The organism is Methylobacterium sp. Leaf118 (genome assembly GCF_920984675.1).
Lineage (GTDB): Bacteria > Pseudomonadota > Alphaproteobacteria > Rhizobiales > Beijerinckiaceae > Methylobacterium.
Genome location: NZ_CAKLBV010000092.1, coordinates 1 through 13,708 on the forward strand (window position 1 = coordinate 1; position 13,708 = coordinate 13,708).

Sequence of the window (13,708 nt, forward strand, 5' to 3'; positions counted from 1 at the left end):
CTCTCCGCCGACGGCCTATCCACGATGCCACAGGTTTCATCCGCAAGGGACGGCCAAAGCCGGTGGAAACTCATACCCAATCCGGTTGATCCCTTCGGGATGGCGGATGTGGGCTTCGCTCAAACGCCGCGCGGGCTGGACTGAGACGGGCTCCGCTTTGATCAAGCGGAGCCCGGATCAGAACATCCCGTTCGGGTTGGCGGAGGTCTCGGGCAGGATCTGCAGCACGTCCCAATGCTCGACGATCCGGCCGTCCTCGTCGAACCGGAAGATGTCGATGGCGGCGTAGTCGTGGTCGCCCGGCCAGTGCTGATGGCCGTGCAGCACCACGAGGTCGCCTTCGGCCACCGCCCGCTTCACCTCGACCCGCTTGCCCGGCCATTCTCGCGCCATGCGCTCGAAATAGGCGATGAAGCCGTCCTTGCCGGTCGCCACATGCGGGTTGTGCTGGATGTACTCCGCGCCGACGTAGCGCTCGATGGCCTCGCGCGGCCGGCATTCGTTGAACATCAGCGCGTAGAAGGCGATCGCCGTCGCCTTGTTGCGTTCGAGATCGGTCATGCAGGCGCTCCGAGGGGCCGGTCCTGCCCCTGGTATGGGGACGCGGCCCGGATCCACAATGCGAGGGCGAGCCTCTCGCCCCCGTCCGCGCCGCCGGATGGGATCGGTCCGGCACGCCCCGGCGGGGGATTCCGTCTGTCCCAGGGAACGCTCCGGCCTCCTGCACCATATCCTGGCACCGCGGGTGGCGCGGGCAGGGTTCGGAGTCGGTGATGAGTGCCCGGACATCGTCGGAAGCCCCGTACCGGTTCGGGATCGAGGAGGAATATTTCCTCGCCGATGCGGAGACGCGCGGCACGCCGCGGCGCTCGGTCAAGCCGTTCCACCAGGAGGCCAGCGAGCGGCTGCCGGACATCGGGCGCGAGCTGCTCCAGTGCCAGGTCGAGGTCTGCACGCCGCCCTCCACCGCCTTCCCGGAGGCGCGCGACGCGCTGCTCCGGCAGCGGCAGCTCCTGGCGGAGATCGGCCGGGAGCACGGGCTTCTGGTCTTTGCCGCCGGCACCCACCCGATCGCCGACTGGGCGCGGCAATTGCCGACCAAGGGCGACCGCTACCGCGGCATCCTGCGCGATGTCGGCCTCGCCGGACGGCGCAGCCTCATCTGCGGCATGCATGTCCATGTCGAGGTGAGGGTTCCGGAGGACCGGGTCGCCCTGATGGATCGGCTTCTGCCGTTCCAGCCTCTGCTGTTCGCGCTCTCGGCCTCCTCGCCGTTCTGGCAGGGCAAGCCGACGGGGCTCTCCGCCTACCGCCTCAGCGCCTTCGGCGAATTGCCCCGCACCGGTCTGCCCGAACTGATGGGGGATGCGGGATCTTACGAGCGCTACGTGCGGATCATGACCAAGGCGGGCTCGATCCAGGATGCGAGCTTCCTGTGGTGGTCCCTGCGGCCCTCGATCAAGTTCCCGACGCTCGAACTGCGCATCGCCGATTCCTGCACGCGGCTCGCCGATGCCCTCGTCATCGCCGCCCTCTACCGCTGCCTCGTGCGGCTGGTGGAGCGGCGCCCGGACATCAATGCCGGCCTCACCGGCGTGTCCCGGGCGATCGCCGCGGAGAATCTATGGCGGGCCCAGCGCAGCGGTACCGAGGCCGAGCTGATCGACGAGGCCTCCGAGGAGGCTTTCCCGTTCGCGCAGGCCCTCGACACGCTGCTCTCGCTGATCGCCGAGGACGCAGCGGCGCTCGGCTGCGAGGCCGAGGTGGCGGATGCCCGCCGCATCCTGTCGGAGGGGACCAGCGCCGAGCGCCAGATCGCCGCCTTCGAGGGCATCCGCGGCGGCGACACCAGCAACCGGCAGGCCCTCGACGCGGTGGTGGACTGGCTGGCGGAGACGACGCAGGCCGGGTGAGCCGCGAGGTCCATGCTCCCCCGCACAGGGGGGAGGGAGATCCGCCTCACCCCTTTTCGAACGGGTTCTTCGTCGTGCGCAGCGACAGCCGGATCGGCGTTCCGGGCAGGTCGAAGGCCTCGCGGATGCCGTTGACGAGGTAGCGGGTGTAGGATTTCGGCAGGGCGTCGAGCTGGTTGCCGAACAGGGCGAAATGCGGCGGGCGGCTTTTCACCTGGGTGCCGTAGCGGATCTTGATGCGTCGGCCCGAGACCGCGGGCGGCGGGTTGCGCTGGAGCGCGTCGGTGAGCCACCCGTTGATCCGCGCCGTCGAGACGCGGCGGCTCCACACCTCGGAGGCGTCCACCACCGCCTGCATCAGCTTGTCGATGCCCTCGCCGCCCAGACCCGACAGCGAGACGACCGAGACGCCGCGCACCTGCGGCAGCAGGCGGGTGCAGTCCTCCCGCAATGTCTTGAGCAGGCCGGGCTGGTCGGCCACGAGATCCCACTTGTTGAGGCCGATCACGAGGGAGCGTCCCTCGCTCTCGACGAGATCGACGATGGTGAGATCCTGCTTCTCGAACGGAATGGTCGCGTCGAGGAGCACCACCACGACCTCGGCGAAGCGCACGGCGCGCAACCCGTCGGAGACCGCGAGCTTCTCGAGCTTGTCGTCGATGCGGGCGCGGCGGCGCATCCCGGCGGTGTCGTGGAGCTTGATCCGGTGGCCCCGCCACTCCCAGTCGAGGGAGATCGAGTCGCGGGTGATGCCCGCCTCGGGGCCGACGAGCAGGCGGTCCTCGCCGATCATGCGGTTGATCAGCGTCGATTTGCCGGCGTTCGGGCGGCCGACGATGGCGACCCGCAGGCCCTTGCCGCCCTCCCCGTCCTCGTCCTCCTCGTCGTCCGGCTCGGGCAGGACCTCGCGCAGGGCGTCCTGCAACTGGCCGAGGCCCTCGCCATGCTCGGCGGAGAACGGGATCGGGTCGCCGAGGCCGAGGGAAAAGGCCTCGTAGGCGCCCGCCATCCCGGCCCCGCCCTCGGCCTTGTTGGCGATGAGGATGACGGGGATGCCGGCCCGGCGCACCAGTTCGGCGAAGGGGCGGTCGGCGGGCAGCACGCCGGCGCGGGCGTCGATGACGAACAGGACCGCATCCGCTTCGAGGATCGCGGCCTCGGTCTGGGCCCGCATCCGGCCGAGCAGCGAATCCGCGTCCGCCTCCTCGAGGCCGGCGGTGTCGATGACCCGGAAGGCGACGTCGCCGATGTAGCCGTCGCCCTCGCGCCGGTCACGGGTCACGCCGGGGCGGTCGTCGACCAAGGCGAGCTTGCGCCCGACCAGCCGGTTGAACAGGGTCGACTTGCCGACATTCGGGCGTCCGACGATCGCGACGGTCGGCAGGTCCATGGGGTTTCGTCTCTCGGCGCGGCCGATGAGGGCGCGGGCTCAGGCTAAGGATAGAGGATCCCGAAGCGCGCGAACATCGCCCGGGTGAGGGTGGGGGCCTGCGTGCCGCCGCCCACGCCCGTCACCGCCGGCGGGTACGACCCGCGACGGAGGGCACGGCCCCGTCGGACGCGCGCCGCGCCCGGGATCGAGCGTCCCCGTGCCGACGGTCAAGCGCGCGCTCGAATGCGTTCAGCGAGTGATCGGTGGCTGCGCGGCGTTCTCGGGCTTGGCCTCGGTGACCGTGACGGGGCCGCCGGCCACGAGGGCGGCGTAGATCTCGACGCGCTGGCGCAGGCCTTGCGGCGTGTCGCTGTCCCCGGCGATCTGGTCGAACCAGCGGCCGGCGCCCTCGATGTCGCCCTTGCGCAGGGCGTTCAGGCCCAGCATCTCGCGGGCGGTGTGGCGGAAGGCGTTGGTCGGGGCGGCGAGGCCCTGAAGCTGGGTGAGGGCCGCCGCGGACTCGGACCCGTCGAGGCGCAGCAGCGCGGCGCGCAGGCGGGCGAGGTCGCGCAGGGCGTCGCCGAGCCCCTTGTCGGCGGCGAGCGTATCGTACTGAGCCGCGCCCGCTCCGGCGTCGCGCTTGGCGGTCTCGGCCGCATTGCGGAGGCGGGCGAGGGTCGCGTAACCGGCCGGGCCGTCGGTGCGGATCGCGGCGAAATCGCGCTCGGCCTCGGCCGCCTTGCCCTCCTTGGCGAGGCGGTTGGCCCGGTCGAAGCGCTCCGAGGTCTCCTCGGCGCGCACCCGCTCGGCGTGGCGCCAGTAGTTCCAGCCGCCGGCGACCGCCACGATCAGGATCGCGGCGGCGATGATCAGCACATTGTAGCGCTTCCAGATGTTGATGAACTGGTCGCGGCGGTAATCCTCGTCGACCTCGCGGAAGAACTCGTTGTTCTCAGCCATCTAGAATCCGGGCATCCCTGGCGGGACGCGCACGCCTCGCCTGTCGTCGTTCGGCCCGCGCCTAGCACAGCCCCCGCGGTTTGGCGAAGTGTTTTGGCCGCCGGATCGCGGCGGCGCCGCGACGATCGCCGCGTCAGGCCTGTCCCGGCCAGGCCGAGACGCCGATCAGCAGCGGGTGCAGGTAGCGTCCGAACACGAACCACGCCACGACGCCGACCGCGACCGCGATGGCGTCGTTGCGCCAGCCCGCGGGGGCCGCCTGCCCGCCATGCTGCGCCGCCACCTGTCCCGCGGTCAGCGGGCGCCGCTTGGCGCTGATCCGGGCCGCCACCGCCCAGGCCAGGAAGGCGCCGAACAGGAGCATCGAACCGAGATCGCCGTTGGCCAGGAGATGGGCGGTGGCCCAGATCTTCACGCCGAGCAGCATCGGGTGCTTCAACCGGGTCCGCAGATGGCCGGGCAGATAGGTGGCCGCGAAGCTGATGAAGGCGAACAGCGTCAGCAGCACCGCGAGGTGGCGGGTGAAGACCGGCGGCGACCAGACCGGGATCATGCCCTCCTGCCGGTAGAGACCATACCCATAGGCCGTCAGGGCGAGGCCGAGGGCCGAGAGCAGCGTGTAGCCCAGCTTGTACCGCCCTTCCCCGAGGCGCCCGATCACCTCGGCCCGCTTGGCCCGGGCCATGGAGAAGGCATGCGTGCCGAGGAACAGCACGAGGCCGAGGATCAGGATCAGCATGGGGCAGCCTGTGGACGGCGCCTGCCCCGGAGGATCCGGACAAGCTTCCTGTAACGGTTCAAAACGCAATCCTCGGGGGATGTCCAGGCTGCCTCGCCTCTCGATCGCGCTCATCGCGGCCCTGTGCGGCCTCGTGCCGCTCAAGGGCCGCGCCGCGCCCGAGCCGCCCCTCTCGGCCCTGACGGTGACGGGGCCGGAGCGCACGGTCTTCGCCGCCACCCGCGACGCCTGCGACGGGGCCGATGTGCCCGATGCCCCCGCCCGTGCCTTCCGCGACGCCGCGGGCGCGGTCGCGGTGTTCGGCCTGCATTACCGCAACCGGGCCCTGCGGGGACCGGACCTCGACCATCTCACGATCGATTGCCGGGTCGTGCTCGACTCGGGCGGGACGCCCGATCCGGCGCTGTACGACGACCGCTCCTGGATCACCGCCACCTGGACCGAGGACGGCCAGCGGGTCAGTGCCCTGGTCCATCACGAGTTTCAGGCGAACGAGCACGAGGGCCGCTGCCGCTCCAAGGTCTACATGGAGTGCTGGTACAACACGATCACCGCGGCCGCCTCGCGGGATGGCGGCGCGCGCTTTCTCCGTCCGAGCCCCCCGCCGGTCGTCGCCGGGGCGCCCTTCCGCCAGGAGGAGGGACAGGGACGGCATCGGGGGTTCTTCAACCCCTCCAACATCGTCGGCGACGGGCGCTGGCGCTATTTCCTCGCCTCGACCACCGGCTGGGACCGCCCCGGCAGCGATCAGCCGGCGGGAGTGTGCCTGTTTCGCACCGACGATCCGGCCGATCCCCTCCGCTGGCGGGCCTGGACCGGCACGGGCTTTACCGCCGCCTTCCCCGACCCGTACGGCAAGGCCGTGAAGCGGCCCGACACCTGCCGGCCGGTCGGGCCGTTTCCCGGGCCGGTCGGGGCGGTGGTGCGCCAGCGCGGCTCGGGCGTCTGGATCGCGGTGTTCATGGCGGCCAAGGACACGACAGCCAAGGGCGGCGCCTTCGCGGAATCCGGCTTCTACTGGACCACGTCCCGCGACCTCACGACCTGGGATGTGCCGCGGCTCCTGATGGCCGGCGCCACGCTCTACGACGATCCGTGCAAGGCGGGGGCGCGACTGATCGCCTACCCGTCCCTGCTCGATCCGGGCGCCCAGGGCCGCAACTTCGACGATGTGGGGGAGCGCGCGCTGCTCACCTACGCCACGCTCCGGGTCGAGGGCTGCACGATCACCTCGGACCGCGACCTCGTGCGGCGGCCCGTAGCGATCAAGGTCTGGCCCTGACGCGGCCGCGCGCCTGTCCGGGCTTCACCGCGGGAAGGCGGCACCTCCCCGCGAGCGATTCGGGTCGGCAAACCGCTTCGCCGACGCATCGGTCAGACGATTCCGAGCGCCGCCTTCTCCGCGAGATAGGCGGCCCGCACCGCGTCCTTGCCGTAGGCGCGCTCCAGGCGGCGCACGGTGAAATGCGCCCGGGCCATCCCCTGGAAATGATCCATGAAGGCGGCGTTGACGGCCGCGCCCCCGAGCGCGCCGATCACCGGCACGGCCTGGGCCGCCACCTTCTGCGAGACGACGAGACCGAAGCGCGCGGCGATCTGCGCGCTGAGCCGGACCAGGGGCGGCGCGCCCGCATCGAGGAGCGAGCGGTGGGCGGCGTAGCGGGCCGCTTCGGCCATGGTCTTGGCCAGGGCGGCTCGCACCGCGAAATAGCCGCTCTCGGCGAGCGCCGTCTCGGGGCCGTTGCGTCCGCCGAGCGCGAAGACCTGCACGCAGGCGAGCGCCGCTTCCGGATCGGCCAGGTCCTCGCCCTCCTCCCGGGCAATCTCGGCGATGGAGCGCAGCATGATCGTGGTGGAGACCGGCAGCTCGATCGCGACGGTGACGAGGCCGAGGGCGCCGCCGATCGCGCCGGAGACCGCGGCGAGCGCCTTGTGGCGCGTCTCGCTCGAACCGACGAGGCGGCCGAGCCCGCGGCCGGTCCCCTCCCCGATCCGTTCCAAGGCGGTGCCGGCGGGCTGGACCGCCTTGTCCGGCAGGGTGGCGAGGGCGAGCCGCAGGGCAGTGCGCATGGCGGCCTCGGTGGAGCGGCCCACCGCCTCGGTGACGGGGGCGGGCAGCGCCCGGCCGATCAGGTCGAGGGGCGCGCCCGCGGCCGAGGAGAGCCGCGCGGCCAGTCCCGGACGCTCCAGCACGTCCACCGCCCGGCGCAGCGCCGCGCGGTCGGCCTCGGACAGGGGCGGAAGGGCGGCGACCGGAACCGGCAGGATCTCGCCGCTCAGCGCGATGGGGTTCACGTCACGAATCTCCTTGCGCGTGGCCAGAAGCAAGCCGAAGGCCGCCGTGATGGTTCCAGGCTGCGCCGCAGGTCAGGCCTTGGCCGCCACCGCGTCCTCCTCCGGCGGCAGGCCGGCCTCCCGTTCCTCCCGCCCCTCGCCGAGGGCGGCGAGGGCGATGCAGAGGATCGCCACCGGCACGCCGATCAGCGCCGAGACGACGAAGAACTGCGCGTAGCCCAGCGCATCGACCATGTAGCCCGAGAAGCCGCCGATGAATTTGCCCGGCAGGGCATAGAGCGAGGAGAGCAGGGCGTACTGCGTCGCCACGAAGGCCGGCGAGGTCAGGCCCGACATGTAGGCGATGAGCGCGGTCCCGGCGAAGTTGCCGGAGAAGTTGTCGATCGAGATGCTGGCGACGAACAGGGCCGTGTCGTGGCCCCGGACGGCGAGCCAGGCGAACATCAGGTTCGAGGCCGCCGCGACGATCCCGCCGAACAGGAGCGAAGCCTGGATGCCGAAGCGCATCACCGCCCAGCCGCCCGCCAGCGCGCCCAGCAGACCGACGACGACGCCGTAGACCTTGGTGACGTTGGCGATCTCGACCAGGGAGAAGCCCTGATCGATGTAGAAGGGCTGGGCCATGATGCCGGAGATGATGTCCGGCAGCCGGTACATCATGATCAGCGACAGGATCAGGATCAGGCGGGCGCCCTTGCGCCGGATCAAGTCGCCGAACGGCTCGACCACCGCGACCTGCAGGGTCTGGCGGACGCTGCGGGGGCCGACCACCTCGACCGGATCCTGGCGGGGGGCGGCGAGGCAGCCGACGATGCCGACGAGCATCAGCAGCGCCATGGCCTCGTAAGCCAGCTGCCAGCCATAGCCTTGCGCGATGTAGAGCGCTCCGGCCCCGGCGCAGGCCCGGGCGATGGCGTAGCCGAGCTGGTAGCTGCCGAGCATCAAACCCTGCCGCTCGGTCGGCGCCGCGTCGATGCGCCAGCCGTCGACGACGATGTCCTGCGTCGCCGAGGCGAAGGCGGTCACCAACGCGCAGACGACGATGTAGGACAGGCTCTCGGTGGGGGCGCCGAAGCTCATGCCGATGAGGCCGCCCGCCACCACGAGCTGCGCCAGCACCATCCAGGCGCGGCGGCGCCCGAGCAGGCGCGACAGCACCGGCACGTCGACCCGGTCGATCACCGGGGCCCAGAGGAATTTCAGCGAATAGGCGAAGGAGACGTAGGACAGGAGCCCGATGCTGGTGCGCTGGATCCCCGCGGTGGCGAGCCATGCCGACAGGGTCGAGAACACCAGCAGGATCGGCAGGCCGCAGCCGAAGCCGAGCGCCAGCATCAGGAGGAGGCGCGGATCCTCCAGCACGTCCCGGGGCCGCAACTTCCTCCGGCCGTTCCCTGCCGCCATCGCCCGTCCCCCTCCCGGCCTTCGCCGGACCGTATCGGTAGAAATCGCGGCGGGCCTGGGGCCGCCGCCCACACCTGTTCCCGGAGCGCCCCGGCCGAGCCTCTTGCCGCCGGGCCCGGGCTCTGAAACCTTCCCCCTCCTACAGGGGGACCGGCGCGCCCGTGAAGTCCGCGCGGAACGGCTGAAGGGCGGGCCCGTTGGAGTGGCGGGTCGGACGCCTGCAGGCGGTGTCGGGTTTTGTTTGGTTCGTGCGCCGCATGCGACATGCGACGCACCTCTGTCGGCGTGTCGATGACCGGTTTTCCCAGAAAGGCGGGTTTCCCACCGGGCGTCACGGTCGACGTCTTCGCGGCTGCGTTCGAGGCGAGCCCGACCCCGATGGTGGTCACCGATCCGCGCCGCCCGGACAACCCGATCATCTGGAGCAATGCCGCCTTCCTGACCCTCACCGGCTACGACCGCGACGAGCTCTACGGGCACAATTGCCGGCTCCTCCAGGGACCGCTCACCGACCGGGCGACCCTCGACGCCCTGCGGGCGACCACCGCGCAGGGCGGTGCTTTCGAGTGCGAGCTGATGAACTACCGCAAGGACGGCACGCCGTTCTGGAACGGCATGACGATCAGCCCGGTGCGCGACGCCGCCGGCGAGATCCTCTATTTCTTCTCGGCGCAGGCCGACATGACCGACAAGCACCGCCTGGAGGCGGCGTTGCGCGATGCCAACGGGGATCTGGAGCGCGAGGTCGGTGAGCGCACCGCCGACCTGCGCGCGGCGCTGGCGCAGAAGACGGCCCTGCTCCACGAGGTCGACCACCGGGTCAAGAACAACCTCCAGGTCATCGCCTCGCTGATGCTGCTCAAGGCGCGCCGCACGCCGGTGGGCGAGGCCCGCGAGGCGGTCCAGGCCATGGCCGACCGCATCGGCGCCCTGTCGACGGTCCACCGGATGCTCTACTCGGCGGGCGACGCCGCCCATTTCGACCTCGAGGCGTTCACCGGCGAGCTCGTCGCCGACCTCACGGCGGGCCTCGCGCCCGACGGCCCCCGGGTCGAGATCGCGGCGGAGCGCCTCGCCCTTCCCGCCGCGATGGCCGCCCCGCTTGCCCTGCTCCTGCACGAACTCGCCACCAACGCCGTCCGGCACGCCTTTCCGGGTCCGGAGGTCCGCGCGGGCCGCGTGCGCGTCAGCGCCCGGCGCTGCCCGGAGGGGATGGACCTCGCCGTCGAGGATGACGGGATCGGGCTCGCGGCGGCCGCGGCCTGCCCGGACGGTTTCGGCCGCACCCTCGTCGCGATGGTGGTTCGGCAGCTGCGCGGCACGCTCCATTGGTCGGATGCCGGTCCCGGCACCCGGGCCGATATCCGCATCCCGCTCGCGGGAGACAGGGCGCCGTGACCCGGCGCGGGGCACCGCGGGCCGGAAGGGAGGGGGGATGTCTCAGGTGATAGCCGGAACGGAGAGCGGCCTGCGCATCCTCGTCGTCGAGGACGAGGTGATGATCGCCCTCGAACTCGAATGCCTGCTGGAGGATCTCGGCCATGTCAGCATCGGGGTGGCGGGCTGCTCGGCGGACGCCATTGCCCTGGGGCGCAGCACCGCGCCGGACGTGGCCTTCGTCGACATCCACCTGACCGACGGGCCGACCGGCATCGAGGTCGCCCGCGCCCTCAGCGCCGACCCGCGCATCACGGTGCTGTTCATGACCGCGAACGCCAAGCGCATCCCGCCGGATTTCGCCGGCGCCCTGGGCGTGATCGACAAGCCCTATTCCGAGCGCACGGTGGCCAACGCCCTGGATTACGTGCTGCGCCGCCGCGCCGGCCAGGCGCCGCAGGCCGAGTCCCTCGACGGGCTCTGCCTCGCCCCGCGGGTCATCGGGTAGGACCGGCCTGACGCTGGGCCGGAGGTCCCGGCCGGCCGGTCAGGATCGGGCCGGGCGGATGCCCTGCGCGAAGGTGAAGAGCATGGTCGGATCGACCGCTCCCTTCACCTGGGCCAGCCGGGCCAGGTTCTCGCCGTAATAGGCGCTCTGCCAGTCGGCGAGCGACGGGTCGGAGAAGTTCTGGAACGCGCCCGCCGCTCGGGTCCGGCGGTTCACGTCGTCGTAGGCCCGCTGCTGCCAGTCCAGAACCTGCGCGACCTGCTCGGCGGAATCGGTCGGCCCCCACCAATTGGCTTCGAGGGTGAAGAGCCAGTCGTAGCCGCGGTGGACATAGGCGGTCTCGGTCCGCCCGACGCGGTCGATGGCCCCGCCGACCTGGAAGAACTTGACGCTCACCGGCATCGAGGTGGCGGGCATCGCCGCCGCCCAGTCGAACATCGCGGCGATGGCCGCGTCGTCGAGATGGGCAGCCTTCATGTAGCTGGACTTTTCCTGGTAGTAATACGGAAACGTGGTCTCGGTCAGGAAGTCCTGCCCGACCCAGTAGGGAACGTCTTCCTTGATCTGCGAGCGGCTTTTGTCGATCCACTCCCAGCTGGATTGGAAGATCTCTTTCAGCGAGACCTTCGATCGGTGGAGCTGGCCCAGGACCGAGACGGTCGCCGGCACGCCGGCCTGCCGTTCCTGTCGGCTGGGGAGGGAGAGGGCGACCTTGCTGCCGAAATCCTCGGGCGCGCTCGCCAGTTCGGTCAGCAGGAGCCGCAGCACGGCGGGCAGGTTCTCGGTCCAGGTCAGGTGGAAGACCGTCACCGAGGTGACCGGGCGGGTTTCGAGGGTGAAGGCGGTGTTGATGCCGAAATTCCCGCCCCCGCCGCCGCGGCAGGCCCAGTGGAGCGCGGCGTCGGTCGCCGCGTCGGCTTCGACGAGGGAGCCGTCGGCAACGACCAGTTCGGTCGCGCGCAGCCCGTCGCAGCCCATCCCGAACTTGCGCATGTTGAAGCCGATGCCGCCCCCCAGCAGGAAGCCGGCGGCCCCGACGGTGTCGCAGCGGCCATGGGTGATGGCGCGGCCGAGCCGCTCCATCTGCTTGTAGGCCAGCGTATTCAGCGTGCCGCCCAGAACCCGGACCTGCCCGTCCCGGCCCGGCAGCGGCGCCACGCCCGCCAGCCGCGACAGGTCGATCAGGAGCCCCGGCGTGGTCGAGAAGCCCGCATAATTGTGGCCGCCCGACCGGACGGCGAAGGGCATGTCCTGCGCCCTCACCCAGCGGAGGCAGGCCTGAACGTCCCCTGCGCTCGCGCAGCGGGCGATGCCGGCCGGCAGGGTGGCGCCGTAGCGGAGATTGTTGGGCCGGCAGAGGTCGCCGAAGAACGGGTCCTCCGGGCGCAGAACGCCGCCCGTCACGGCGCGTCCGAGGTCGGTCCAGGCCGAGGGCGGTGGGCCCTTCGCCCCGCTGGCTTCCGCGGCGAGGCCCGCGCCCGGCATGAGCTTGGCCGCCGCGGCGAACCCGCCGAGTCCGGCGAGGAAATTCCGGCGAGACGATGGAAGCCCGAACGCCATGGCCCTGCTTGTCGGTGGTGGTCGTCGTGAGCTCTGGCCGAGGATGTCCTCGCGGAGGGTTAAGATTCGGTGGCCGGGCCCGTCGTCGGGCAAGGCGGGCCGGCGTCCGGTCGATCGCGGCCGGCTCTCGACGCGCCGACGCGTCAGCCCCCCGCCCGCTCCGCCTTCAGCCGGTACAGCGCGTCGAGCGCCTCCCGCGGGGTCAGGCTGTCGGGATCGATCGTGTCGAGCAAGGCGCCCAGCCCGTCGTCGGGCGGGGGTGCCGCCGGCTCCGGCGGGAGCGGGGCGATCTCGGCAAGGCTGGCAAAGAGCGGCAGGTCGTCGATGCGGGCGCGCGAAGGTCGCTCGCGCTCGGAGGTTTCGAGCCCTTTCAGGATGGCCCCGGCGCGCGCCACCACGCCGGCCGGGAGCCCGGCGAGGCGGGCGACCTGGAGGCCGTAGGAGCGGTCGGCCACGCCCGCCACCACCTCGTGCAGGAACACCACGTCGCCGCCGTGCTCGGCGACCTTCAGGGTCGCGTTGTCGAGGCGCGGCAGGCGCTTGGCCAGGGCGGTGAGCTCGTGGAAATGCGTGGCGAACAGCGCCCGGCAGCCGTTCTTCTCGTGCAGGTGCTCCAGGCAGGCCCAGGCGATGGAGAGACCGTCGAAGGTCGCGGTGCCCCGCCCGATCTCGTCGAGCACGACCAGCGAGCGGCGCGTCGCCTGGTTCAGGATCGCGGCGGTCTCGACCATCTCGACCATGAAGGTCGAGTGGCCGCGGGCGAGGTCGTCGGCGGCGCCGACGCGGGAGAACAGCCGGTCGACGAGGCCGAGATGGGCGGAGGCCGCCGGCACGAAGGCGCCCATCTGCGCGAGCACGGCGATCAGCGCGTTCTGGCGCAGGAAGGTCGACTTGCCGCCCATGTTGGGGCCGGTGATGAGGCGGATGCGGCCCGCCTCCCCGCCCGAGAGGTCGCAGGCATTGGCGATGAACGCCTCGCCGCTCCGGCGCAGGGCCGCCTCGACCACCGGATGGCGGCCGCCTTGGACCGCGAAGGCGAGGCCCTCGTCGAGCCAGGGGCGGGTCCAGTCGAGCTCGACCGCGAGTTCGGCGTGGCTGGCCGCCACGTCGAGGGCGGAGAGCGCCTCGGCGATGTCGGCGATGCCGTCCGCCTGCGCCATCACCCGGGCGGAGAGCGCGTCGAACACCTCGGCCTCCAGGGCCAGGGCCCGGTCCGAGGCACCCGCGATCTTCGATTCGAGCTCTCCGAGCGCCACGCTGGTGAAGCGCATCGCGTCGACCATGGTCTGGCGGTGCACGAACTCGCGCATCAGGCCCTTGAGGCAGGCCTCGCCCACCGCCTGCGGCACCTCGATGTAGTAGCCGAGCACGTTGTTGTGCTTGATCCGGAGCGTCCGGCAGCCGGTGGCCTCGCTGTAGCGGGCCTGGAGCGCCGCGATGACCTTTCTGGAATCCTGGCCGAGGGCGCGGGCCTCGTCGATCTCGGCGTGGTAGCCGGCGCGCACGAAGCCGCCGTCGCGGCGGGCGAGCGGCAGGTCGTCGGCGAGCGCGGCGGCGAGGTCCGTGGCGAGCGCCCGGTC

12 protein-coding genes are annotated in these 13,708 nt (G+C 71.6%); 4 read left to right on the plus strand and 8 right to left on the minus strand.

Going from position 1 to position 13,708, the window contains the following annotated elements; genetic code table 11:
• Positions 1–177: 177 nt before the first annotated feature.
• A complete protein-coding gene (locus LW587_RS22545; protein WP_232631824.1) occupies positions 178–561 on the minus strand; it encodes a nuclear transport factor 2 family protein in 384 nt (127 codons plus the stop codon).
• Between the two features lie 212 nt (positions 562–773).
• Here LW587_RS22545 and LW587_RS22550 point away from each other — a divergent pair, with 212 nt between their 5' ends.
• Positions 774–1,913: a carboxylate-amine ligase gene (locus LW587_RS22550; protein ID WP_232631825.1), complete on the plus strand. Its 1,140-nt coding sequence runs from the start codon at positions 774–776 to the stop codon at positions 1,911–1,913.
• A gap of 46 nt (positions 1,914–1,959) precedes the next feature.
• Here the strand turns inward: LW587_RS22550 and der are convergent, their stop codons facing one another.
• The 3 genes from der to LW587_RS22565 all read right to left on the minus strand — a co-directional run bounded on the left by der (position 1,960) and on the right by LW587_RS22565 (position 4,984).
• Positions 1,960–3,303: a ribosome biogenesis GTPase Der gene (gene der / locus LW587_RS22555; protein WP_232631826.1), complete on the minus strand. Its 1,344-nt coding sequence runs from the start codon at positions 3,301–3,303 to the stop codon at positions 1,960–1,962.
• Positions 3,304–3,534: 231 nt separating this feature from the next.
• Complete coding sequence (locus LW587_RS22560; protein WP_232631827.1) at positions 3,535–4,245, minus strand: tetratricopeptide repeat protein; 711 nt, start codon at positions 4,243–4,245, stop codon at positions 3,535–3,537.
• Positions 4,246–4,378: 133 nt separating this feature from the next.
• Positions 4,379–4,984: an NnrU family protein gene (locus LW587_RS22565; protein ID WP_232631828.1), complete on the minus strand. Its 606-nt coding sequence runs from the start codon at positions 4,982–4,984 to the stop codon at positions 4,379–4,381.
• A 79-nt stretch (positions 4,985–5,063) separates the two neighbouring features.
• On the opposite strand from LW587_RS22565, the gene LW587_RS22570 reads away from it, so the two are divergent.
• A complete protein-coding gene (locus LW587_RS22570; protein ID WP_232631829.1) occupies positions 5,064–6,266 on the plus strand; it encodes a hypothetical protein in 1,203 nt (400 codons plus the stop codon).
• A 92-nt stretch (positions 6,267–6,358) separates the two neighbouring features.
• Here LW587_RS22570 and LW587_RS22575 read toward each other — a convergent pair whose 3' ends face one another.
• Both LW587_RS22575 and LW587_RS22580 read right to left on the minus strand, forming a co-directional pair.
• On the minus strand, positions 6,359–7,279 hold the full coding sequence (locus tag LW587_RS22575; RefSeq protein ID WP_232631830.1) for an EcsC family protein: 921 nt from the start codon (positions 7,277–7,279) through the stop codon (positions 6,359–6,361).
• A gap of 72 nt (positions 7,280–7,351) precedes the next feature.
• Positions 7,352–8,683 carry an AmpG family muropeptide MFS transporter gene (locus LW587_RS22580; protein ID WP_232631831.1) on the minus strand — a complete coding sequence of 444 codons (1,332 nt, stop codon included), beginning with the start codon at positions 8,681–8,683 and terminating at the stop codon, positions 7,352–7,354.
• Between the two features lie 291 nt (positions 8,684–8,974).
• Here LW587_RS22580 and LW587_RS22585 point away from each other — a divergent pair, with 291 nt between their 5' ends.
• Together LW587_RS22585 and LW587_RS22590 are read left to right on the plus strand one after the other, a co-directional pair.
• Positions 8,975–10,081, plus strand: coding sequence for a histidine kinase dimerization/phosphoacceptor domain -containing protein (locus LW587_RS22585; protein WP_232631835.1), 1,107 nt, complete (start codon positions 8,975–8,977; stop codon positions 10,079–10,081).
• A 37-nt stretch (positions 10,082–10,118) separates the two neighbouring features.
• A complete protein-coding gene (locus LW587_RS22590; protein WP_232631832.1) occupies positions 10,119–10,568 on the plus strand; it encodes a response regulator in 450 nt (149 codons plus the stop codon).
• Between the two features lie 39 nt (positions 10,569–10,607).
• Here LW587_RS22590 and LW587_RS22595 read toward each other — a convergent pair whose 3' ends face one another.
• Together LW587_RS22595 and mutS are read right to left on the minus strand one after the other, a co-directional pair.
• The gene (locus LW587_RS22595) at positions 10,608–12,128 is read right to left on the minus strand and encodes an FAD-binding oxidoreductase (protein ID WP_232631833.1); all 1,521 of its coding nucleotides are present in this window, start codon (positions 12,126–12,128) and stop codon (positions 10,608–10,610) included.
• A gap of 143 nt (positions 12,129–12,271) precedes the next feature.
• Positions 12,272–13,708: DNA mismatch repair protein MutS (gene mutS, locus LW587_RS22600; protein WP_232631834.1), on the minus strand; the 1,437-nt coding region annotated here is incomplete at its 5' end.

Bases quoted from the DNA above. Each gene is read 5' to 3' on its own strand.
- LW587_RS22545 (WP_232631824.1), bottom strand. From the start codon at position 561: ATGACCGATCTCGAACGCAACAAGGCGACGGCGATCGCCTTCTACGCG.
- LW587_RS22550 (WP_232631825.1), top strand. From the start codon at position 774: ATGAGTGCCCGGACATCGTCGGAAGCCCCGTACCGGTTCGGGATCGAG.
- der (WP_232631826.1), bottom strand. From the start codon at position 3,303: ATGGACCTGCCGACCGTCGCGATCGTCGGACGCCCGAATGTCGGCAAG.
- LW587_RS22560 (WP_232631827.1), bottom strand. From the start codon at position 4,245: ATGGCTGAGAACAACGAGTTCTTCCGCGAGGTCGACGAGGATTACCGC.
- LW587_RS22565 (WP_232631828.1), bottom strand. From the start codon at position 4,984: ATGCTGATCCTGATCCTCGGCCTCGTGCTGTTCCTCGGCACGCATGCC.
- LW587_RS22570 (WP_232631829.1), top strand. From the start codon at position 5,064: ATGTCCAGGCTGCCTCGCCTCTCGATCGCGCTCATCGCGGCCCTGTGC.
- LW587_RS22580 (WP_232631831.1), bottom strand. From the start codon at position 8,683: ATGGCGGCAGGGAACGGCCGGAGGAAGTTGCGGCCCCGGGACGTGCTG.
- LW587_RS22585 (WP_232631835.1), top strand. From the start codon at position 8,975: ATGACCGGTTTTCCCAGAAAGGCGGGTTTCCCACCGGGCGTCACGGTC.
- LW587_RS22590 (WP_232631832.1), top strand. From the start codon at position 10,119: ATGTCTCAGGTGATAGCCGGAACGGAGAGCGGCCTGCGCATCCTCGTC.
- LW587_RS22595 (WP_232631833.1), bottom strand. From the start codon at position 12,128: ATGGCGTTCGGGCTTCCATCGTCTCGCCGGAATTTCCTCGCCGGACTC.